This window comes from Mammaliicoccus sp. P-M58, assembly GCF_022386165.1.
GTDB lineage: Bacteria > Bacillota > Bacilli > Staphylococcales > Staphylococcaceae > Mammaliicoccus > Mammaliicoccus sciuri.
In genome coordinates this window covers 52,688-75,465 of the sequence record NZ_JAJNJI010000005.1, presented here as the reverse complement: position 1 = coordinate 75,465, position 22,778 = coordinate 52,688, and the positions used below count along the sequence as shown (strand labels likewise).

General features: G+C 33.7%; 26 protein-coding genes. 7 read left to right on the top strand and 19 right to left on the bottom strand.

Annotated elements, in window-relative coordinates:
* Positions 1 to 37: 37 nt before the first annotated feature.
* Positions 38 to 700, top strand: a complete 663-nt coding sequence (gene yeiL / locus LQ694_RS06855) for a transcriptional regulator YeiL (protein WP_096790975.1) — start codon at positions 38 to 40, stop codon at positions 698 to 700.
* A gap of 60 nt (positions 701 to 760) precedes the next feature.
* Here the strand turns inward: yeiL and LQ694_RS06850 are convergent, their stop codons facing one another.
* The 9 genes from LQ694_RS06850 to LQ694_RS06810 all read right to left on the bottom strand — a co-directional run bounded on the left by LQ694_RS06850 (position 761) and on the right by LQ694_RS06810 (position 8,985).
* The gene (locus LQ694_RS06850) at positions 761 to 1,096 is read right to left on the bottom strand and encodes a YuzB family protein (RefSeq protein WP_025904905.1); all 336 of its coding nucleotides are present in this window, start codon (positions 1,094 to 1,096) and stop codon (positions 761 to 763) included.
* Positions 1,097 to 1,174: 78 nt separating this feature from the next.
* The gene (locus tag LQ694_RS06845; RefSeq protein WP_037589955.1) at positions 1,175 to 2,014 is read right to left on the bottom strand and encodes a lipoate--protein ligase family protein; all 840 of its coding nucleotides are present in this window, start codon (positions 2,012 to 2,014) and stop codon (positions 1,175 to 1,177) included.
* Positions 2,015 to 2,016: 2 nt separating this feature from the next.
* Positions 2,017 to 3,003: a phosphate acetyltransferase gene (pta, locus tag LQ694_RS06840; protein WP_025904903.1), complete on the bottom strand. Its 987-nt coding sequence runs from the start codon at positions 3,001 to 3,003 to the stop codon at positions 2,017 to 2,019.
* A 113-nt stretch (positions 3,004 to 3,116) separates the two neighbouring features.
* Positions 3,117 to 3,797 (bottom strand): hypothetical protein, encoded by a 681-nt coding sequence (locus LQ694_RS06835; RefSeq protein WP_204190472.1) that lies wholly within the window; start codon positions 3,795 to 3,797, stop codon positions 3,117 to 3,119.
* A 71-nt stretch (positions 3,798 to 3,868) separates the two neighbouring features.
* Positions 3,869 to 5,668, bottom strand: coding sequence for a purple acid phosphatase family protein (locus LQ694_RS06830; protein WP_096790974.1), 1,800 nt, complete (start codon positions 5,666 to 5,668; stop codon positions 3,869 to 3,871).
* Positions 5,669 to 5,850: 182 nt separating this feature from the next.
* Complete coding sequence (locus tag LQ694_RS06825) at positions 5,851 to 6,759, bottom strand: ABC transporter substrate-binding protein (RefSeq protein WP_070369121.1); 909 nt, start codon at positions 6,757 to 6,759, stop codon at positions 5,851 to 5,853.
* Positions 6,760 to 6,780: 21 nt separating this feature from the next.
* Positions 6,781 to 7,587 (bottom strand): MetQ/NlpA family ABC transporter substrate-binding protein, encoded by an 807-nt coding sequence (locus LQ694_RS06820; RefSeq protein ID WP_025904899.1) that lies wholly within the window; start codon positions 7,585 to 7,587, stop codon positions 6,781 to 6,783.
* A 7-nt stretch (positions 7,588 to 7,594) separates the two neighbouring features.
* Complete coding sequence (gene emtB / locus LQ694_RS06815; protein WP_070372912.1) at positions 7,595 to 8,266, bottom strand: metal ABC transporter permease EmtB; 672 nt, start codon at positions 8,264 to 8,266, stop codon at positions 7,595 to 7,597.
* Positions 8,263 to 8,985, bottom strand: a complete 723-nt coding sequence (locus LQ694_RS06810; protein WP_065380846.1) for an ATP-binding cassette domain-containing protein — start codon at positions 8,983 to 8,985, stop codon at positions 8,263 to 8,265. The genes emtB and LQ694_RS06810 overlap by 4 nt, the downstream gene beginning before the upstream one ends.
* A 195-nt stretch (positions 8,986 to 9,180) precedes the next feature.
* Between LQ694_RS06810 and hemQ the strand changes: the two genes are divergently transcribed.
* Entirely contained in the window at positions 9,181 to 9,933 is a 753-nt protein-coding gene (hemQ, locus tag LQ694_RS06805; RefSeq protein ID WP_025904896.1) for a hydrogen peroxide-dependent heme synthase, read from the top strand.
* A gap of 202 nt (positions 9,934 to 10,135) precedes the next feature.
* Here the strand turns inward: hemQ and gltS are convergent, their stop codons facing one another.
* The 5 genes from gltS to LQ694_RS06780 all read right to left on the bottom strand — a co-directional run bounded on the left by gltS (position 10,136) and on the right by LQ694_RS06780 (position 14,458).
* Entirely contained in the window at positions 10,136 to 11,344 is a 1,209-nt protein-coding gene (gltS, locus tag LQ694_RS06800) for a sodium/glutamate symporter (protein ID WP_065380845.1), read from the bottom strand.
* A 210-nt stretch (positions 11,345 to 11,554) separates the two neighbouring features.
* Positions 11,555 to 13,033: an APC family permease gene (locus LQ694_RS06795; protein WP_048541410.1), complete on the bottom strand. Its 1,479-nt coding sequence runs from the start codon at positions 13,031 to 13,033 to the stop codon at positions 11,555 to 11,557.
* A 50-nt stretch (positions 13,034 to 13,083) separates the two neighbouring features.
* Complete coding sequence (locus tag LQ694_RS06790) at positions 13,084 to 13,446, bottom strand: DUF423 domain-containing protein (protein ID WP_048541408.1); 363 nt, start codon at positions 13,444 to 13,446, stop codon at positions 13,084 to 13,086.
* 20 nt (positions 13,447 to 13,466) lie between these two features.
* A complete protein-coding gene (locus LQ694_RS06785; RefSeq protein WP_048541406.1) occupies positions 13,467 to 13,802 on the bottom strand; it encodes a DUF5327 family protein in 336 nt (111 codons plus the stop codon).
* On the bottom strand, positions 13,802 to 14,458 hold the full coding sequence (locus LQ694_RS06780; RefSeq protein WP_065380844.1) for a uracil-DNA glycosylase: 657 nt from the start codon (positions 14,456 to 14,458) through the stop codon (positions 13,802 to 13,804). Before LQ694_RS06780 ends, LQ694_RS06785 begins: the two co-directional genes overlap by 1 nt.
* Positions 14,459 to 14,572: 114 nt before the next feature.
* Between LQ694_RS06780 and thiD the strand changes: the two genes are divergently transcribed.
* On the top strand, positions 14,573 to 15,403 hold the full coding sequence (thiD, locus tag LQ694_RS06775; protein WP_025904890.1) for a bifunctional hydroxymethylpyrimidine kinase/phosphomethylpyrimidine kinase: 831 nt from the start codon (positions 14,573 to 14,575) through the stop codon (positions 15,401 to 15,403).
* Positions 15,404 to 15,838: 435 nt separating this feature from the next.
* On the opposite strand, the gene LQ694_RS06770 is transcribed toward thiD, so the two are convergent.
* The 4 genes from LQ694_RS06770 to ptsG all read right to left on the bottom strand — a co-directional run bounded on the left by LQ694_RS06770 (position 15,839) and on the right by ptsG (position 19,244).
* Positions 15,839 to 16,177: a hypothetical protein gene (locus LQ694_RS06770; protein WP_227532035.1), complete on the bottom strand. Its 339-nt coding sequence runs from the start codon at positions 16,175 to 16,177 to the stop codon at positions 15,839 to 15,841.
* A 104-nt stretch (positions 16,178 to 16,281) separates the two neighbouring features.
* Positions 16,282 to 17,022, bottom strand: coding sequence for a glucosamine-6-phosphate deaminase (gene nagB, locus LQ694_RS06765; protein WP_135015363.1), 741 nt, complete (start codon positions 17,020 to 17,022; stop codon positions 16,282 to 16,284).
* 2 nt (positions 17,023 to 17,024) lie between these two features.
* Positions 17,025 to 17,693, bottom strand: a complete 669-nt coding sequence (locus tag LQ694_RS06760; protein ID WP_048541398.1) for an N-acetylmannosamine-6-phosphate 2-epimerase — start codon at positions 17,691 to 17,693, stop codon at positions 17,025 to 17,027.
* 15 nt (positions 17,694 to 17,708) lie between these two features.
* A complete protein-coding gene (ptsG, locus tag LQ694_RS06755; RefSeq protein ID WP_070372909.1) occupies positions 17,709 to 19,244 on the bottom strand; it encodes a glucose-specific PTS transporter subunit IIBC in 1,536 nt (511 codons plus the stop codon).
* Between the two features lie 125 nt (positions 19,245 to 19,369).
* On the opposite strand from ptsG, the gene LQ694_RS06750 reads away from it, so the two are divergent.
* From LQ694_RS06750 to folE2, 4 genes are all read left to right on the top strand, one after another.
* Positions 19,370 to 20,176, top strand: a complete 807-nt coding sequence (locus LQ694_RS06750) for a MurR/RpiR family transcriptional regulator (protein WP_070372908.1) — start codon at positions 19,370 to 19,372, stop codon at positions 20,174 to 20,176.
* A 77-nt stretch (positions 20,177 to 20,253) separates the two neighbouring features.
* Entirely contained in the window at positions 20,254 to 20,613 is a 360-nt protein-coding gene (locus LQ694_RS06745) for a YojF family protein (RefSeq protein ID WP_218696966.1), read from the top strand.
* 12 nt (positions 20,614 to 20,625) lie between these two features.
* Entirely contained in the window at positions 20,626 to 21,294 is a 669-nt protein-coding gene (gene bshB2 / locus LQ694_RS06740; protein WP_037589936.1) for a bacillithiol biosynthesis deacetylase BshB2, read from the top strand.
* A gap of 18 nt (positions 21,295 to 21,312) precedes the next feature.
* Positions 21,313 to 22,191, top strand: a complete 879-nt coding sequence (gene folE2, locus LQ694_RS06735) for a GTP cyclohydrolase FolE2 (RefSeq protein ID WP_196967960.1) — start codon at positions 21,313 to 21,315, stop codon at positions 22,189 to 22,191.
* A gap of 64 nt (positions 22,192 to 22,255) precedes the next feature.
* On the opposite strand, the gene LQ694_RS06730 is transcribed toward folE2, so the two are convergent.
* Entirely contained in the window at positions 22,256 to 22,663 is a 408-nt protein-coding gene (locus LQ694_RS06730) for a GNAT family N-acetyltransferase (RefSeq protein WP_070369124.1), read from the bottom strand.
* Between the last annotated feature and the right edge of the window lie 115 nt (positions 22,664 to 22,778).

Here is a 22,778-nt window from a genome sequence, read left to right as displayed (position 1 = left end):
GTAAGTATGAGAAATATCATATAAGAGGTGTGAAATATTGAGAGAAATTCATAACGACAAACTTAAACAAGATTTAATAGACCAATTCAATTATCTCGATCTCTTTGGATTCGATGTTCAACAATACGTAAAACTCTTTTTCATTCCTCAAAAAGATCATATTATTCAAGACACTCAAAAACCCGAATATTTATTTTATCTTGTTAAAGGAAAGACAAAATTATACGAATACATGGAAAATGGCCAAGTTTCTTTAATCGATTTTTTTGCACCTTCTTCTTTTATAGGAGAAATGGAACTGATAGATGAACACGCCGCACCCCTTAATGTCCAAGCAATAGAAGATTGTTGGTGTTTAGCATTACCATTTATTGAACTTAAAGACACTTTATTAACGGATCCCGTATTATTAAAAAATTTATTATCTTATATCGCACATAAGAACATGAAAAACATTCGAACTTCAACACGTAATCAATCATATCCATTGTCTAAAAGACTCGCTTCTTTTATTTTAGTTACAGAACAAAATGGTAAATATGAAGAAAAACATACACAAGTCGCACAATACTTAGGCGTATCTTATCGACATTTATTATTTGTTATCGCAGATTTTGTACAAAAAGGATATTTAGCAAAAGAGAACAATAGCTATAACATATTAAATATGGATGAACTAAAAAAGTTAGCAAACATATAATATGGTAGAAAAAAGCCCCCACTACATGTTGTAGTGAGGGGATTATAGCTAATATTTATATTATGACTGTGTCTTTTTCAACTTCTTATTTAACTTCTCGTCTAATTCTTTTTGTCGACGTTTTCGTTCTTCATTTCTAAGTCGCAATCTTTCTTCTTCTTCTGGATCGCGTTTCTTTTGAAGTTGTTTTTGGATTTTTTCCATTAGTTCGTCTTCTGTTAAAGCGGCACATGGGCGGTTATTTACGAATGCGAATGTCTTTCTTCTACCTGGTCCACAATATGATTGGCATGCTACTTCTATTTCAGCTTCTGGGTCTAATTTTTTAATTTTTTTCAAAAGTGATGGCAAGTTAACGGCTTGGCAATCATCGCAGACTTGAAATTTATTTCGCATTTGTTTCCCCACCTTTCTTAATTGTTAATTTTGCAATAAATTATTATACCACCTTAACAGTTGTTTGAGAATGTCATTTTATCGTTTTTCCATATTTCGAATCATTTTATCATTGCGTTCTATCATTCTTTCGAAATATTTATCGTACAATGTCCATTCTTCTGTTGTGACAGGATCCATATTCAAAGTTGCACCTAAATTTTTCAAACTTCCTAATAATTTAAATAATATGTCGTTAGTTGTATACTCAGTGCCTAATAATTCGTTCAATGAAGCCATGCTTTCAGGTATGATAGTCGGATAAATGAATTTTGTCTTTTCGTTTTTCAGTGCATGTTCATAGAATGCTTTCATCATTTCGGCACGTTCAGCGCCTGATCCTTCCACACATAAATAGATTTGAACTGCTATACCGCCTCTTACTCTTCGTTGTGATATACCAGCAAATTTTTGATTATGAATACTTAAGTCATAACTACCAGGGCAGTATGATGCGGTAATTTCTTTATTCTCAATTTCATTAGTATCTTCTTTAAACATTTCACGAATAAGACGTAACATCACTTCATATCCTGTATCAATGGATACATCATGCTTACCTTTAAAAATTAAAGATATATTAAGCACACCTTTATCTAGCACAACACCTAATCCGCCAGAATTTCTTACGATTGCACTATAACCTCTAACATCATTTAAATATGCAATACCATCTTTTAAATAAGGTAATCTAGAATCATGTATGCCTAATATCACGACGTGATTGTGTATCCATGTCCTAACAACACTTGGACTTTTATCATTTCCTACTTGATCACAAAATGTATCATCGAAACTAAAGGACTGCATTGGCTGCAGTCCTGAAGTGTGGTCAATGTATCGCCATTCTTGTGTAAAATAATCTTGCAAATTAGCCATGATTATAATGTTTGAGCAGCTGTAATGATTGAAAGACTATATACGTCTTCAGCTGAACAGCCACGAGATAAATCGTTAACAGGTGCGTTTAAGCCTTGTAATACAGGACCAACTGCATCAAATCCGCCTAAACGTTGTGCAATTTTGTATCCAATATTACCCGCTTCTAAGCTAGGGAAGATAAATACATTTGCATCACCTTGAATTTCAGAATTTGGTGCTTTCTTAGCAGCAACTTCTGGTACGATTGCTGCATCAAATTGGAATTCACCATCTAATACAACATCTTTTAAATCTGTTTCTTTTAAGTTCTCTTGAGCAATAGAAACTGCTTCAGATACTTTTTCAGTATCAGGTGATTTAGCTGAACCTTTAGTTGAGAAGCTTAACATTGCTACTCTTGGAGACATACCAAATGCTTGAGCAGTCTTAGCACTTTCGATTGCAATCTCAGCTAAGTCTTGTGCATTAAGTTCTGGGTTAATTGCACAATCACCGAATACATATTGTTCTTCACCTTTAGTCATGAAGAATACGCCAGATGTTTTTGTAACGCCTGGTTTTGTTTTGATAATTTGTAATGCTGGACGTACAGTATCTGCAGTTGAATGCGCTGCACCACTTACTAATCCATCAGCTTGATTTGTGTAAACTAACATCGTACCGAAGTAGTTAACGTTATTTAACAATTCTTCAGCTTGTTCTTGAGTTGCTTTACCTTTACGACGTTCAACAAATTTTTCTACTAAATCTGCTTTTAGTTCACTTGTTTCTGGGTTGATGATTGTAAGACCATCGATTGATAAGTCTGCACCCGCTGCAGTTTCTTTAATTTTTTCTTCATTACCAAGTACGATTGGTGCAACCAAATCTGTAGCTTGTAATTTAACTGCTGCTGTTAATACGCGCGCATCTTCACCTTCTGGTAATACGATACGTACATTTTTACCTGTTAGTTTGTCGCTTAGAACATTAAGTAAATTAGACATAATTGCCTCCTATATATGATTGCTATTATTTTTCCATTCACAATTATAACATTTTTTCATAAATTTTCACGTATCTAAACTGTGAATTTATGTTGGATATTTTTAAAATATTATCATTTATATTCTGAAAGCAACATTTTCCATTTTTTATTTAAAATTTTATCCTTTGAAACTGTAAATTTTTCGTTTGGTTTTAAGTTTGGATCTTTACCATTGTAATCTTTAGTTGCAAATCCTGTAGATAGTGATGGTTCACTATTTGGCTTGAATTGATATTCGTATACTTTACCGTTATCTGCAAACAAATATTTCGTAATCGGTTGATCCATTTTAGCGACACTACTGTATCCTTGAATATTAGTTAGATCTTGTGCACGTTCATCATAACCACCTTGATTATGCTTGCTTTGATACATCGTTAATCCAACAACGTTATGGATATTAAAATGTTTCCTCCCTGGTTTATCATGATCTGCTATTTGTATTTCACCATCGTCACTAATCGCATAGCCATCACCTTCCATTTGTTCGTTTCGACTAAAATAACGATTAGATACTGCTTTATGTTGATCTTGGCCATATTCGTCAGCAATTTTTAGTAACTCTTGTTTCAATGTATCTCTGTCTTGCTCTGAAAGTTTAATCTGCTTAGTTTCTGCATGTTTCGTTTCACTATGCTGCTTTGTCTCTTCTTGTGAACCATTCTGACAACCACTTAATATCAATATCATCACAATGGCCATACTTAAATAATTGAATACTCGTCGCAAAGTAACCGCTCCTTCTATTAACAAATAGGCGCCTCCATATCATCATATTTGAAGGAGACGCCTTATGGATATTTATTTAACTTTAAAATCTATGCTTAGTCTTTTTTAATACCGAATTCATCAACTAATTTAACTGTTCTTTGTTCACCTTTACTAATATCGCCATGTAATTGATAAATTTTAACGACTAATTTACCTTCAGATACATCATAAACTGAGAAGTTCTGATCAGATGAATCACGATTATTTTCATGACTATCATTAAAAGCATCTGTCTTATGAGGTTGCTCGCCTATCGCAAATAAACTATTATAATGATCTAATTGTTCTTGAGTTAAATCTTCTAGCTCTGGTCTAACTTTCTTAATATGTTCTAAAGGACGGTCGTATATACTGTCATACGCTTTTGTACCACCTGTATTAGGCAGTACGTAGACTGAACCTTCTGGGTTGTCATAATATGTGATGTTATCTTGACCTCTAATTTGTTTGGCATCTTCTTTCTTAGCATTTACAAAGCTATTTTTAGTCGATGTATGTTCTAGTGGTTTCGTACGAGAAAGCACATGGTCATGACCTTGTAATACTAAATCCACATCTAAATCATCAATTTGTTGAGTCAGTTCGTCACGTATTTTAGCAACATCTTCATCTGATAATGCATGATACGATTTAGAATACATTGGTTTATGCAGGTTTAAGATAACCCATTTAGAGCCATTCTTTCTGGCATCTTTAATATCTTGTTTAATCCATTCCATTTGTTCTTTGCCAATTGCTTTTTCTTCAGGATTATCTTTAGATTTCTTATTATCATTCGTATTAGCGACAACCATATGTGCACCATTATAATCAAACGAATAATAAGATCCACCATTGACCGCATTGTTTTCTTTAGGTACATTGACATGTTCGTTATACTTTGTCAGTAATTTTTCATCATCTTCACTTAACGCATATTCGTCATGGTTACCAGGTGCAGAAGCTACAGGTAGTGACATAAATGATGGACGTGATTGATCATATAAATCTAACCACTCATCTTCAATTTCTGCAGTTTCTACAAAGTCTCCTGTGTGTAATGCGAAGTTTGGATTACCTGCTGTTTGAATAGCATTGCTTAACGTATCTGCTCCAAATTGTGCTTCATTTCTTACGTGTTCATTCCAATAAGCATTTTGTGTATCTGTATACTGTACAAATTGGAAAGGATCGCCGTTGTTTCCAGAAGTCTTAAATTGTCCAACTTCACTTTGAGGACCACTTGCACTACCTACGCGATAATAATATGTAGTATTCGGCTTTAATCCCGTTGCTTTCGCTTTATAATTATATTCAGGAACTGTCATTAGTTCAGACTTCCCATGTTTATCACCACGTGTCCATTCAGCACCTTGTGCATGTTCATCTGTATAATATCCATTTATTTTCTCTTTACCTTGAGCATCTTTTACAGGTTCACCTTCATCATCTTTTTCTACATCCGCAAAGATGAAATTGCCGTTCTTATCTCGTTCAACATATTTAGAATCCACTTTTTTAGAAGTTGCATCAAACGATTGTGCATCATCAAATTGACCCGACTCTGACACCCAAACTTTAGCATCATTAAATTGATCTGTCGTATACCAATTAAAAGCCATTTCTGTTTTCGTATCACCATTAAAATTCGTAATAATACGATTCGGCTGATTTTTCTTAGGTACAGGCGCTACTTCCGGTTTCTGTGACATCACTTTAATATTCGAATGAGATTGTTGATTCACAACAGACGAATCAGATCCCGAACCACCAGCACCACTCGCCTCAACCGTACCAGAAGTAGAAATCCCTAACAATAACATCATACATGCCGTACCACTAATGAATCTCTTTGCTATTGACTGATTATACATGTACACTTCCTCCTAATTAACCCTATAGTGATTTAAAAAGCAATCTATTAAGAAGTGTATCAATCATATTTTAACCCTATGTAAAGATAGTATGAGTATTGTATGAATGTAATATGAAGAGAGATAGAATAATAAAATAACAAAAAAGAAGCTCAACTCGAGCTTCTTTTTTGTATATTACTTTATTTTTTTAATAGTTCTTTTTTAAATGTTTCTGCTTGTTTCTCTACTGAGATTAAATCTCCGTATAATGCTTCATTACTTGTGTAGTAAATGACGTTATTGTTTTTCACTGCTTTATTATTTTTCCATATAGTTGAATTTGTAAATTCATTATTTGGTTTTTTACCGTCTTGTGTTGGTATAAATAAGTAGTCTCCTGAATAATCGTTAAATTTTTCTTGAGGTACTTTCATGAATTTTTCTTTTGGCATTGCTTTTTTAGCTTCTGGATCTTCTTTTAATTTGAAACCATCGAATAATGCGTCACTACCTCGACCGAATCTTGCGCCGAACTGATAAATATCTTTTGCTTGTACGTCCATAATTGAAGCTGTTTTATCTGCTCCGATATGTTTTTTAATTTCTTTACCGTCTTTTAAAAGTTTATCTGATAGTTCGTCTGCTTGTTTTTTAGCTTTTTCTTCTTTGTTCACTAATTTACCGTATTCGATATGCGTTTGTTTATAATCTGTGTCTTGTACTTTTAGTGATACAGTTGGTGCTATTTTTGAAAGTTTATTATTATTTTTATTTTCTTTATACGTTACGATTAAATCTGGTTTAAGCTTCGCTGCCGCTTCAACATCTTCTGGATCTATTTTCTTAACATCTTTCATATCTAAATATTTAGAATCTGGGAATACACTTGTGATCGCTACTGGTTCTACACCTAATTTTTTCAAGTTACCATAGTTAGCTGTCAGTAATAGAATACGCTTTGGATTTTTAGGAATTTTTACTTTATCTCCGCTTTCAGTCGTAAATGTTCGTTCTTTACTGTCACTTTTACTACTTGATGCTTCGTTCTTATTACCACATGCTGCTAACAATAACGCTAAACATAATACAAAACTTAATATTTTTTTCATTTCTACACCTCTTATTTTATTTTAAAATGATGGAATTAGCGTATCTTCATGTTTTTCTTTTAGATATTTTTTAACTGCATCACTTTTCATAACTTTATGTAATTCTTTAATCTTTTCTGAGTCTTTATTATCTTCTCTTGCAACGAGTTGAATTGAGAATCGTGAATCAATGTTTTTCTCTAAGAACAGTGCGTCAGCTGGTTTTAAGCCAATTTTAGAAATATAAGTTGGATAGTTATAGACAAGTGATACATCTTTTTCACTATACGTTTCTGCTAAGTTCAGTAAGTCTACTTTCAACCATTTGAAATCTTTAGGATTTTCGACGATATCTTTCGTAGTGCCATTTACACCAACGCCGTCTTTCAATTTAATAAGACCTTGTTCTTCAAGAATCGCTAATGCTCTACCTTCATTTGAAATATCATTTGGTATCGCTACTTTTGTACCTTTTGGAATGTCATTGATGTCTTTATATTTTTTAGAATAAAAACCAACTTTTGCATCATAAATCGGTTGAATCGCTACTAAATTTGCTTTACGTTCTGAGTTGTATTTTTCCATAAATGGTTTATGCTGTGCGAAGCTTGCATCCGCTTCTTTACTACTTACCATATCGTTATAAGCAACGTTGTCATTCACTTGGACAAGTTTAATTTCCCAGCCGTCCTTTTTAGCTTCTTTTGCTGCTTCTTTAACGACGTCTGTCATTGGTGGTGCTTGAGAAGCTACTTTAATGACTTTGTCTTCATTATCTTTTTTATTCGCGCCACAGCCTGCGATGATAATGCTTAACATTAATAACATAACAAATAAACTTTTTTTCATTTCTACACTACTTTCTTTTATCTATTTTTCGAGCTATAAAGTTTCCTAACATTTGTGTGATAAACACACTGATAATGATGATGATGATTGAGAAATACATGATTTCATTTTCATAACTTTGGTAACCGTATCTGATTGCGAAATCACCTATTCCACCACCGCCAACAATACCCATGACTGTTGAATAAGACACCATGCTTACTGTCGTCGTTGTATATGCCAATATAATGCCGCTACGTGATTCAACTAATATGAAATTCCAAATATATTTAAATGTTGTTGCACCTAGAGATTCTGCCAAGACTTTAATATCACCAGGAATATCTAATAATACTTGCTCAACCAATCTTGAAAATATCGCGATACCTACAATACTTAAAGGGATAATCGATGGGTATGGACCGAACGCACTCCCTAAAATCATACGTGTAAGCGGAATTAAACTGATTACAAATAGTAAGTACGGGAATGAACGTATAAATGTAATTAAGAAATTAAATGACCAATAATAATTGATATTTAAAGCTTTAATACTCGGGTTTGATAAAAATAATGCGATGCCTAGAGGTAGTCCAACTAGCAAAGTGATGAGCATGGAATAACCTAACATGATGCACGTTTCTTGTAAGGACTGAATCAATTCTGGTAAGTAGTAATTTATCTTCTCTAAAAATGTCATTCTTCTAAACTCTGCCTAACATTCTCTAAATAAGAATTCGTATTTCTTTCTACACTTACTACTTTATTATCCATAACCTCTAACAATTGACCGTCCTCCATAACACATACTTCTTCACATAATTGTTTAACAACGCTCAATTCATGCGTCACAAAAATAATCGTAATATTATATGCTTTATTTACTTTCTTCAACATCTTAATGATGATTTCCGTGTTATGTTCATCTAAACTACTTGTTGCCTCATCACACAATAAAATATCCGGGTTTCTCACGAGGGCTCTTGCTAATGCAACACGTTGTTTCTCTCCACCGGATAATTGTGCTGGATAATAATCCCTTTTATCATTTAACCCAACAAACCCTATTAATTCATCTACTTTTGCTTTATCTTGCTGATTAATAATTTTTAAAGGCAAAGCGATATTTTGCTGAACGTTAAGGTTATTCAACAAATTATAATTTTGAAATACCATGCCTATTTTTTCTTTATACTTCCTTACAACACGCTTTGATAATGCTTCTGTGTCTTTCCCGTCAAAAACAATGCGCCCTTCTGTTGGTTGTTCTATTAAATTCAATAATCTCAGTAACGTCGACTTTCCCGAACCGCTTTTGCCGACAATACCTGTAACAGATCCTGGTTCTATCGTTAAAGAAAAATCTTTTAAAGCAAAATTGTCATTATATTTTTTTGAAACATTTTCTAATTTATACAACTTTATACTCCTGTAAAATTATTTTAAAAAGGAATCTATTTTCATTATCTAATAATTGAAATCGATAATCAATATCAATTAATACATTTAAGTATTCTTTCTTTCACAACAATGTAAAAAGTTGAGTCCTTTCAACCTTATCTAGTATGATAGACTTGTAATGAAGATATCTTTTCTAAAAGGAGCGAAAGTAAAATGAACGAAGCAGCAAAAACATTAGATGGTTGGTACAGCTTACATTTATTTTATGCAATTGATTGGGCAAGCTTAAAAACTGTACCTGAAGAAGATCGAAACACAATGATCAGCGAATTCAAGACTTTCCTTGAAGCGTTGGAAACAGTTCATAATAATAAAGAAGGTTCTCATGCTTTCTATAACATAACAGGCCAAAAAGCAGATTTAATGTTATGGTTCTTAAGACCAGACGTTAAACAATTAAACGCCTTAGAAAATGAATTTAACAAGTTAGATATCAGTGACTTCCTAATTCCAACATATTCATACGTATCAATCGTAGAACTTTCAAACTATCTTGCAGGTGACTCTAACGAAGATCCATACGAAAACCCACATGTAAAAGCAAGATTATATCCAGAAGTACCACGTTCAGAATACGTATGTTTCTACCCAATGGATAAAAGACGTGACGGCGAAGACAACTGGTATATGTTAGATATGGATCATAGACGTAGCTTAATGCGCTCACACGGTTTAATCGGACGTAGTTATGCAGGTAAAGTAAAACAATTTATTACAGGTTCAGTAGGACTAGACGATTACGAATGGGGCGTAACATTATTCAGTGATGACATGTTACAATTCAAGAAATTAATCTATGAAATGCGTTTTGACGAAGTATCAGCTAGATATGGAGACTTCGGAGCATTCTATGTAGGTAATATATTAAGTATTGATGAATTAGATACATTCTTTAAATTGAAATAATATAGAAAGAGCCTGGAACTGAGTGAAGTTCCAGGCTCTTCATATTTTAAGTGCTAAAGATGTTCATTTACAGGCCGATAATTTATTTTATCGGCCTGTAAATACCGTTTTCGGGTCGATATTTTATTTTATCGGTCCATATTATTGATTGAGGCTGGGACATAATATAATATCCAAACCTCTCTTTCATTGTCACCTATATTTAACTAAATATATTGATGAATAGTGTAACAATTGGGACGCCTAGTAAATCTATTAGGAAGGCGCCAACTACTGGGACTACTAAATAAGCTTTTGGTGATGCACCGAATTTTTTAGTTATAACATCTAAGTTAGCCATGGCATTTGGTGTTGCGCCTAGTCCATGTCCGATAAATCCGCCTATCATAACTGCTGCATCATAATTTTTACCTAGTCCTCTAAACACGACAAATACTGAGAATAATACAATAAATACAATTTGTACTAATACAATAATTGTTAACGGTAGCGCCAATTGATAAATTTCTGTTAATTTAATACTCATTAACGCGATTGATAAGAATAAACTTAATGAAACATCACTTACTTGGTTAGTAATTTTCATATCAATGATGTTTAAGTTTCCGTAATCAGAGATGTTTCTTATGATAACTGCTACAAACATTGCGCCAACGTAAACCGGAATATTTATTCCTGTTAAATTCGTAAATCCATCTCCAATATATGTACCAATCGCCATACATACTGCAATAATTGTAAATTGAACAATAAATACTGTTGTAGGGTTCATTCTACTATGTAAGTTCTCGTTATATTCCACTTCGCTAAAATCTATACCTGTATCTTTAGCATCTCCTGGTTTCAAATCAAACTTTTTAATTAAATATCGAACCACAGGACCGCCTATTAATCCACCAGCAACAAGTCCTAGTGTCGCTGCTGCAAGTGCCGCTGTTACCGCAGAGTCTACGCCTAATGATTCTAAAGTCTTACCGTATGCCGCTGCATTACCATGACCACCTTCCATGGACATTGATCCAGCAGTTAAGCCAAGTAGTGGTGGAATATTTAATACTTTAGATAATGAAACACCGATTACATTTTGACAAAATGCTAAAATTCCACAAAAAACAAAATATAAAATCAGTACTTTTCCACCAAGTTTCAATAATTTTAATGAAGCACCTAAACCTATTGTTGTAAAGAATGCCAACATAAAGAAGTCCTGTAGAAAATCAGAATCTAATTTAATTGTAATGACATTTAATGATTGTAAAATAGCAACTACAATAGCAAATAACAAGCCACCTATTACTGGCGCAGGAATACATAAGCGTCTCAATATAGAAACTTTATTTACAATACCCTCACCTAATAAAAGTAAGACACATGCTATAGCTAAAGTTGTGACAGCATCAAACTGTAACATCATCGTTCCCCCTAAAACCTTATATTTTTCATTAGAAATCGTTTTCAAACACTGATGAACATTATACCTATCTCAAATACAGAATGCTACCTTCTATAAAACAAAAATAAAATATTTTCACAAAAAGCTTAGTACAAAATTTTTTTATAACAAAATATCACCAACAAAAAACCAGACTAACGTCTCTCGCTAGTCTGGTTTACTATCTATTTATTTTTTCACTTCTGTTTTGGCTTCTAGGTCTATCATTTCTTCTTTTGTCTTATCTAATACTAAATAGTTTAATTCATCGTTCGTCATTTTCTTAAGTGATGGGTATCTTATCATAAAGAATACAATACCAAGCACTAACCAAATGAACAACGCGATATAAGAAGGTAATGATAAACTTGCTGGTGATCCTGGGATAAGTAATAAACCTAAGAATATACCAGCAATAATCGCACCGATAATCGCAAATGTTTTGTATTTTGGATGATACATCATGCTTCGTTTATCGTATGAAAATAGTTTGAATGCTGATAAACAAGTTATGAAATAAGCGATTGAAACACCTGTTGATGACATATCTACAATCCATGTTAACGCTGTTCTACCTAACCATGGTGCTGCAAGTGCCAATACTAAAATAAATATAATACTGATATACGGTGTATTATATTTTGGGTGTAACTTTTTAAAGACGCTTGGCATAACAGATGCTCTACCCATAGAGAATAACAATCTACTTGAACTCATAAAGAATCCGTTCAATCCTGTGAATATCCCCATCAATATTGCGACGATTAATACTGCTAAACCAACAAACGAGAAAGCTTCTTGAACGACTGAACCTGTCACCCATAAATCTCCACCTACAGATGATGCATCTTTAAATAACCAACTTGTTAAGAGTATCATCATCACATAAGTTAGCGCTGAGGCAATCAAACTAAATACGATTAACTTAAACGTCTTACTTGGTGAGAAGTTAAATTCTTCTGCCGTTTGCGGAATATTATCAAAGCCTACATATGCCCATGGTGCAACTGCCAGAATTACAACGATTGAGGCAAGCCATCCCATGTCATTATTGACAACAGGCTTAAGATTTGAGAATGAAAAATCATGCGTGAAAAATGATCCTGCAAATAAAAGTATAACAACAACTGCTAATACCACACAGAATATATATTGCAGACTTCCTGAAAAACTAGAACCTTTTATACTTATCCAAGCAAATATTAACAATATAAGTGACGATAGTATAATTTCAGTTATGTACACATCCCAACCTGCTACTGTATATAATTTACCTTGTTCTAAAAATCCCGGCATAATAAATTTAAAAAGCAAACTAAATGCAGAGGCGTTTAAAGCAACGATACAAATATATCCAAAAGTTAAAAACCATGAAGAGAAGAATGATACATATTTACCGAATCCTAAGTATCCGAATGCAAAAGCACCACCTGATACTGGGAACTTTTCAACTAATGCACCGTAACTAACTGCAATAACTATCATCAATAATGCACCGATAAAAATACCGATTGAAGCACCTAATGGTCCAGCCTGACTAATCCAGTCACCTGGTAGTATAAATGCACCCCAACCTATGCTTGAGCCGTAAGCGATAGCCCATACGAATTTTTCTGATAAGTTCTGATCTAAATTTCCTCTTGATAAATCTTTCTTTTTCCTAGCCATACATGTTCCACCCTTATCTATAAATTTCGTGAAACGTAATTAACCTTTAATTAAATTTTCCAAACAGCAATTACGAGTAATAACCAACTTGCTATAAACAATACGCCACCTATTGGTGTAATAGCGCCAAGTATTTTAATTTGTGTTACAGCAAGTATATATAATGAACCACTAAAGAATACTATACCAAATGTCATCAACCATCCAGCTACGTTTAAACTAATAGATGTTGTGCCCATAATGATACCAATTAAAATTAAACCGAGTGCATGATACATTTGGTATGTTGTTGCTTTACCCCATATATCTAAGTATTTAGCCGATAATTTATTTTCTAAACCATGTGCCCCAAATGCACCTGCTGCTACAGCGATCATTGCATTAATTGCACCTATTATAATAAATAATTTCATTTGTTATCTCCCTTTCTTATTTAAAAATCAAATATTGAATCTCCGTTACCTATGCCATCATCTGTTGTTAATTGATTTTCTGCTTTATTTACAGATGGTTCGTTACGCACTTTACCACCCATTTTTCTAATTTCTTCATCTGAAATTTGTGGTTTTGCTTTTGGTGTTGGTTTAGGTGTTGAAGAAATATTTTGTTCTACTTTAATATCGTGCGTTAAATCGTCTTCTTTATCTACCAATCCACTTAACGTATGAATGGCGTGCATGTGGCGATTAAAGACTTCATTTGTGGAAGCATTGTCAGCAGCAACGAGTTCTTCTTCTATTGCAGCAATTAATTGTGATCTACTTATCATTAAATGTCACCTCCACACCAATTAATGGACTCTTTACCACTCGCAATAAGATATTCATTCGTCTTACTAAATGGTTTAGACCCAAAGAATCCTCTATAAGCCGATAATGGACTCGGATGTACAGATTGTATAATATGATGGCGCTCTGTATCAATAAGCTTGATCTTAGATTGTGCAGGTTTACCCCAAAGTATAAACACAACATCTTCTAATGCACTGGAAACATGTTTAATAATTTCATCCGTGAATATTTCCCAGCCAATATTTTTATGTGAATGTGCTTGATGTGCTTCTACTGTTAAGACGGTGTTTAAAAGTAATACACCTTCCTTAGCCCAATCTTGCAAGTGAGGTGTCGTTCTCTTACAACCTATATCGTCTTCTAATTCTTTATAAATATTTCTTAATGAAGGTGGGAATTTTGCGTCTGGTTGTACTGAAAAAGCTAAGCCATGTGCTTGATTAGGACCATGATAAGGATCTTGCCCGAGAATAACCACTTTCACATGCTCTAAAGGTGTTAAATCAAATGCTTGATAAATATTTTCTCTATCAGGATAAATCGTCTTACTACTATATGCTTCTTCTAAAAATGACTCCATTTCAGAAAAATCATGTTCGGATTTTATTTTATGAAATATTTGTTGCCAATCCATATTATTCACCTCAATAAAAATGATAACATAGCACTCAAGAAAAGGTCATAACTATTTTTTACAATTAAAAAACGTGATATGATAAAATATATGAATTATTGGGAGGAATCATCAATGGCATTAAAAAAAGTCTTAACAATAGCAGGATCAGACACAAGTGCTGGAGCTGGAATGCAAGCAGATTTAAAGACATTCCAAGAGCATGACACATATGGAATGGTTGCATTAACAGCAGTCGTTACAATGGACCCACAAACATGGTCACACGACGTAACACCATTACCTCTTGATTTACTAGATAAACAATTAAACACAGCTATTTCAATTGGACCAGATGCAATTAAAACAGGTATGCTTGGTTCTGAAGAAATTATTAAACGTGCACGTCAAACATATGACGAAGCAGACGCTGAAATTTTCGTAGTTGACCCTGTAATGGTATGTAAAGGTGAAGACGAAGTACTTAACCCGGGAAATACTGATGCAATGATTAAAGAACTATTACCAAAAGCAACAGTCGTTACACCAAATTTATTTGAAGCAGGACAACTATCAGGTTTAGGTAAACTAACTTCAATTGATGATATGAAAAAAGCAGCAGAAAAAATCCACGAACTAGGTGCTCAATATGTTGTCATTAAAGGTGGAAAAGCTTTAGAATCAGATAAAGCTTATGACTTATATTACGACGGACAAAAGCACGTCTTATTATCAACAGATAAATTCCAATCAAGTTATAACCACGGTGCTGGTTGTACATTCGCAGCAGCAACAACAGCTAACTTAGCAAACGGCGAATCACCAGAAGATGCAATCATACATGCAAAAGCATTCGTAGCATCAGCTATTAAAAACGGTTGGAAAATGAACGACTTCGTAGGTCCAGTAGATCACGGCGCTTCAAACCGTATCGAAAAAATAGAAGTATATACTGAAGAAGTATAATAAAAGCTGTACGCGTGTGCGTACAACTTCATAATGTCGACAAGGTCTTAGACTTTGTTGGCATTTTTTTGTGAGAATGATAGGAGGCGGTTAATTATGCGAGTAACGAGGATAGCGGGAGCGTTGTGAACACTTCTCGCCAAACTTGTTCATAACGAGGGTGTTGTGAACACTTCTGCCTAAACTTGTTCATAACAGCCTCCATAGTTACAAAACTCGGTTGAAGTGTCACTATGGACCTCCTTAATTACAAAACTCGTAACAACTGTAAACATGGACACCACTATTTACACCTTCAGCCAAAACTGCTAATAACGACAAGAGTCCACCACATGAATTTCTCACAACCAATGCCTAAATATAAGCAAAAGCCGAGACAACATTTCATGTCTCGGCTTCATTCAATACGATACGCACATGCGTACAGCTTTTATATTATGATTTCATGATACTAAATTCTGCTGTGACTTTCGCCACTTCTTTACGGTTCTTAAATAATGTCATTTGATATTGATAAAATGCATTATCTCCCTCTTTAGTTTCATTTAAACATTTTAATTCTGCGATGTAATTTTCCAATGTCATAATACGTTCTATCTGTTCAAACTCACTTTTAATTTGTTTAAGTTTTGTATCATTTCTCATAAATGGCTTAAAACTATTAAACTCTCGAAGTATGCTTAATAAGTATTGAACTGGTACTTCTTCATAGTACTGATATCCCATTATATTACAATAATCTAAAACCGCTTCATCGTTAAATGAAATGCGCATTGTTTCCAATAATTCCACCCGCCATTTCTTGAGGCTAATCTCAGTTGTAATTGTACTTTAAAGAGTATCATCATTCAAGTGAATTTTTACTACGACTTATTACTCTAAATGTCGTCTTCTTCACTTAAATACGCATTATTATCTAGTATAACTTCTACATTAGGATGATTATACAAAACAGATGCTGGTAAGTCTGTTGTAATGTCACCTGTTAATAATCGCTTAATCGCTTCTGCTTTCTTCGGTCCATAAGCTAATAGAATAATACGTTTAGCTTTCATAATAGATTGAATCCCCATAGAAATGGCTTGCTCTGGGACTTCTTCAATCGTTTCAAAGTATCTACTATTCGCTTCTATTGTAGACTCTGTTAAATCAACAATACTTGTCAAACTATCAAATGAAGTTCCTGGTTCATTGAAACCAATATGACCATTTTCTCCAATACCAAGAATTTGAACATCTATTGGTCCTTCTTGATCTAATAATGCTTCATAACGTTTTGTTTCTGCTTCTAAATCTTCTGCCGAACCGTTTGGTAAATGTATATGTGATTCGTTCCAAGATGGTAAATGATTAAATAGCACGTCATGCATATATGTGTAGTAACTTTCTGGATGATCATAATCGATACCAATATATTCATCTAAATTAAATGTCGTGATTTCACTCAAATCAATTTCATTAATTCTAATCAGATTCACAAGTTGTTCGTATACACGAACCATCGTTCCACCAGTTGCTAATCCAAGTACACTTTTTTTATTTGAAATAATTTGCTTTAATAACTCATTCGCAACATAGTGACATGCTTCCTCTTTAGATCCTAAATTTATGATTTGCATAATTATCCCTCTATTTCTTTTATAAATCTTTTCGCTATTTCTAAAGGTCTCGTAATAGCTCCACCTACGACTGTACAATGTACACCTAATTCTGTTACACGTTTAAACATTTCAGGAGTAATAACGTTTCCTTCTGCGATTACTTTTGCGTTAACATTGTCTAATACATCTTTTAAAAATTGAAAATCATTTTCGTATAATACATGACCTTTTGTATATTCTGTGTAGCCTCTTAAAGTTGTACCAACATAGTCGAAACCTAATTTATCTGCCTGAATGGCTTCTTCTAAATCAGAGACATCTGCCATAATTTCAACATTTGGCGCTTTCTCTCTAATATATGATACAAGTTCTTCAAGTGATTCTTTTGGTCTTTCTTGTTTAGTCGCATCTAACGCAATGACTTCACAACCACTTTCAATTAATTCATCGACTTCTTTTGAAGTTGCTGTGATAAATACCTTTGAACCTTCATAATCACGTTTTACAATTCCGATTACAGGTAAATCAATTTCTTCTTTAATAGCGATAATATCTTCTTTAGTATTCGCTCTAATACCTTTAGCACCTGCTTGAGATGCAGCTAATGCCATCTTACTCATGATAAAAGATGAATGTAATGGTTCATCCGGTAAAGCCTGACATGACACGATTAATCCTTGTGGTAACATTTATAAAAACACTCCTTATTGATTTTCTAATGCTTCTTCTACTTCATTTTTTATAGTCGTAACATGCGGACCATAAATGATTTGAATACCCGTTCCTTTTTTAACGATCCCTCTAGATTCTGTCGTCTTAATGAGATCTTCGTTAAACAAATGTTCATCATTAATCGTTACACGTAATCTTGTTGCGCAACAATCAACTGTATCTATGTTTTCTTTTCCACCTAAACCTTTAATAATTGTTTCGGCACGTTCACTTGCTTCAACAGTTTGCACAGCTTCACTATCTTCACGTCCTGGTGTCTTAAAGTTAAATTTCGTAATTAAAAATCTAAATGTTACATAGTATAAGAAGAACCAAACTATACCGATAGGAATGACTAATAAATAGTTCGTCTTACTATTCCCTTGTAACACACCGAAGAGGATATAATCAATGAATCCGCCACTAAAGGTTTGACCGACCGTGATGTTTAATATGTCAGCCATCATAAATGCTAAACCATCAAATATTGCATGGATAACATATAATACTGGTGCTATGAATAAGAAACTAAATTCAAGTGGTTCTGTAATACCTGTTAAGAATGATGTTAATGCTGCAGAAAGCATTAAGCCCCCTACTACTTTTTTCTTCTCTGGTTTAGCTGTGTGGTAAATTGCTAAAGCTGCACCAAGCAACCCGAACATCATTGTAATAAAACGACCAGACATGTATCTAGAAATACCTGAATAATAATGTGTTAAATCTGCATCTCCTAATTGTGCAAAGAAGATATTTTGAGTCCCTTGAATGATTTTCCCATTAATTTCCATCGTACCACCAAGTGCAGTTTGCCAGAATGGTAAGTAGAATATATGGTGTAAGCCAAATGGCCCAAGCATACGTAATATAAATCCATAAATAAACGTCCCGATTACACCCGTTTTATTAACAAGACCACCCGCATTGAATATCCAACTTTGAATCGTTGGCCAAACAAAGAACAAAATAACACCTAGTACGATTGACGCAATTGACGTTACAATCGGTACGAATCTCGATCCACCAAAGAATCCTAAGAACGGTGGCAATGTGATTTTGTTATATTTATTGTGTAGCATGGCAGTCATAATACCTACGATAATCCCACCGAACACACCTGTTTCAACAGTTTGAATACCTAGTACCATACCTTGTCCTGCTTTAGCTAACTCTTCTGGTGCTGCAACATTATCCGTAATCGTTAATAATGCGTTCATCGTCGCATTCATAATTAAGAATCCTAACATTGCTGCTAAACCTGCTGTACCTTTATCACTTCTTGCTAAGCCTATCGCAACCCCGATTGCGAATAATACTGGTAAATTCGCAAAAACGATATTCCCCGCTGATGACATTAAAATAAATATATACTGTAATAAATCTACGTCTAAAATCGGATATGCTTTAATTGTATTTGGATTACTTAAAGCACCCCCGATACCTAATAACAACCCTGCTGCCGGTAAAATTGCTATAGGTAACATAAATGATTTCCCGAATTGCTGTGCTTTATCAAAAATTTTACTCATTCGAACACCTACCTCCCTATTTACCCTAAATATAACACCATGAAAATTATAGTCAACTTTATTATTTGTTTTGAAAAATATTTTCAATTATAATGTTATTTATTCTATAAATTGAGGTGTCCTTCATGAATTTTGAAAATCGTATTCAACAATTTTCATACCTTTTCACAAAGTCTGATGAAAAGATTGCTAGATTCATACTCGATCATCCAGTTGGCGATCATTTTTCAACAATTACTTCTTTAGCTTATGCAATTGGTGTATCAACTTCTAGCATTACAAGATTTAGTCATAAATTGAACTATCAACATTTTCAAGATATGAAGTTCAATATTCAACAAACTTATGAGAAGACGGATATTCAAAACGTTCCACTCATTAAAAGAATCCACGAATATCATCAAACGCTTATACAACAAACTGGTGAATTTATATCTAACGATAAAATTAATCAACTGATTGATATTTTAACTAATAGTCGTCAAACGCTTTTTGCAGGTTTAGGGAGTTCTGGTTTAACAGCAACTGAATTCTATTATCGAACGATGAGAATGGGCATAGCTGGAAGTTCTGTAACTGATGCGCATCAAATGAAAATTGGTGCTTCGCTATTAAATCGAAATGATGCGTTAATTGCTTTTTCTAATAGTGGCAAGACAGAAGAACTGATTAATGCTGCTAAAATTGCTAAATCTCAAGGGGCAACTGTTATTGCGATTACAAACTATGCTGGCAGTGAACTAACTGCTTATTCTGACATTGTCATTATGACGATTGATCAAACGAGAGTAAACGATAAACAATTCATTAACACACAAATTTCAGCACATTTCTTGATTGATGTTGTCAGTTATATATTGTTAGAGCGACAAGATAATATGAATCTTTATCAGCATACAAGAGACGTCATACTTAAAGACAATAAATCATAACTTGTGAGCAGAATGTATATAAATTTACGCAAGAATTTAGTAGAATAGTAAAGTATATACTATGAGGAGTGAAAGGCATGGAATTAATTCAAATAGATCAAGTACAATCACTAATATCGGAATATGAAAATAAGCTAGTTTATCTCCATGTAGAAACAACAAATGGTGCTTATGCAAACCATTTTGATAGCAAAGTATTTAATGCTGGTACATTTTTAAGAAATATTCAAGTTACTTTTACACATGCACATTTAACGGGCGGTAATAAAGAACCTTATCGTGTTGGTTTAAAATTAGACAACAACGGTTGGGTTTATGTTCAAGGATTAACACATTATGAAGTAACTGAAAATAACGAACTATTAATAGCGGGACTAAATTATGAAGGACAACTTGCTGCAACTTTAGAAATTAGTAGCAATCCTTTCAAGGATTAAGAGGTGAATACAATGAATGACGAAAGACAAGTATTAGTTATTTTTCCACATCCAGACGACGAAGCATTTGGAACATCTGGTACATTAAGTAAGTTCGTGGACAATGGTACACCAGTAACTTACGCATGTTTAACGTTAGGACAGATGGGCCGTAACCTAGGTAACCCACCTTTTGCTACACGTGAATCTTTACCATTTATAAGAGAACGTGAATTAGATGCAGCAGCTGAAGCGATCGGTATCACGGATTTAAGAAAAATGGGCTATAGAGATAAAACAATCGAATTTGAACCTAAAGATGAATTAGATAATATGGTAAAATCATTAATAGATGAACTTAACCCATCATTGATTATTTCATTCTATCCTGGTTATTCCGTTCACCCTGACCATGAAGCAACTGCAGAATCAGTTGTAAGAACAGTCAGTCGTATGGAAGCATCAGCAAGACCTAAATTACACCTTGTGGCATTTAGTAATGACACATACAGCGATTTAGGAGAACCGGATATTAATATAGATATTACTGGATACGAAGAACGCAAGATGAAGGTCCTTAAAGCTCATGCGTCTCAAACAGGTCCAATGTTACAAAACCTTGCTTCAAATACTCAAGAAGGTGAAGCGGCTAAAGATATGTGGATGAAGACAGAACATTTCTGGACATATCATATTGAATAGATAGTGGAGGCAATGTGAATGACACAATTAGATTTATCAACACGTGAAGCGCGCTGGAAATATTTCGGTTCAGTTGACCCTATTAAAGGTACGAAACCAACTGAAAAAGAAAAGATGCCTGATTTACAAAGCTCTAAGAAAGATTTCCTGTTCGAAATTGAACATGTTGGTATCAAGAACTTAATTTACCCTGTAAGAATTGATGATTTTCAAACAGTTGGAAACTTCGAATTTTCAACTAGTTTAAATCAAGACGAAAAAGGTATTAATATGAGCCGTATTATCGAAAGTGTTGAAAAACATTATGATAACGGTGTGAAACTAGATTTCGATCATCTAACAACATTATTAAATACACTACAAACTGCAATGATTCAAAATACTGCATCAGTAGATGTAACAGCAAAATGGTTCTTTAACCGCTATAGCCCAGTTACAAACCAAAAGGCAGTCGGTCATGCAGATATTAGATATATCTTATCCGTTTCAGAAGATAAAATAACAAAGAAATCTTTAGGTATAGAAGTACCTGTAACAACGTTATGCCCATGTTCTAAAGAAATTAGTGAATACTCCGCTCATAATCAGCGTGGTATCATCACAGTCCTAATTGATTTAGATCCCGAAGTAAGCCTACCAGATAACTACAAAGATATTGTATTAGACGGTATGGAGGCTAACGCAAGTTCAATGTTATACCCAATCTTGAAACGAACTGACGAAAAAGCCGTAACAGAAAGAGCATATGAGAATCCAAGATTTGTAGAAGATTTAATTAGATTGGTAGCAGCTGATTTAGTAGAATTAGAATGGATACAAGGATTTGAAATCGAATGCCGAAACGAAGAATCTATACATCAACACGACGCATTCGCAAGATTAAAATATACTAAGTAATTTAAATAGAGAACGGACCGACGTAGAAAAGTCGGTCCGTTTTTTGGTTGTGGATGCGGGAGGGCTATTGGTTGATCTTCATAAAAGCAGTACAGTCATATTTATCTAATGACAGTAACTCATTCTTTTCATAAAAATTGATAGTTTTTTCTGATGTGTCCGTCATTAATACAACTTGTCTGACATGATTAAATCGTTCTTTAATCATATTTAAAAGTTTGCTACCTATTCCATTACCTTGATAACCAGAATCTATAAGTATATCTTGTACATATGCAATTGAATGGTCATCACTTATAATTCTAGTCAATCCAACTAATTGAGTATTATCCCATACAGTTACAAAGTAACCTGCATTTTTTAATAGCGCAGTCATATCTTCATTATTCTTTACATATACATCCCAACCGACACTTAAATATAACTTTTGTAAGTCCTCATTGCTAGGTATTCTCTTTATTGAATATTCCATGGTTATACCCCCTATTATTGCTTAATCATCCAGTTATCAAAAGTCCATATTATTATAATAAGGTAATTATACATTATTAAGAGGAGTTGTGATGTTATATAACTTGGTATTCCGT